Here is a 274-nt window from a genome sequence, read left to right on the forward strand (position 1 = left end):
TCGTTGCTGTCCTGATAGCAAATCTCATGCATTATGGACCATTTTAATAACGGAGGTTACGCATGAAAATTGTTTCCATTGAGGTATTTGCCACCGAGCTTCCTTTGGTACGACCGTTTATCGTCGCGTACGATACATTCCATGAGCTGCCAAGCATTATCGTCAAAATGACGACGGATACAGGAATTGTAGGCTATGGCGAGGGCATGCCGGACCCCCATGTGACGGGAGAAAGCTTTTACAGCACGTACGAAATGCTGAGCAAGGACATAGC

1 pseudogene is annotated in these 274 nt (G+C 47.1%); it reads left to right on the top strand.

The annotated features are described in order from the left end of the window. Window positions 1-62 precede the first annotated feature (62 nt). Window positions 63-274: pseudogene (locus SB773_RS31635) on the top strand (dipeptide epimerase); the annotation flags it as partial.

Origin of the sequence: Bacillus sp. SIMBA_074, assembly GCF_046534555.1 — a bacterium.
Classification (GTDB): Bacteria; Bacillota; Bacilli; order Bacillales; family Bacillaceae_G; genus Bacillus_A; species Bacillus_A mycoides.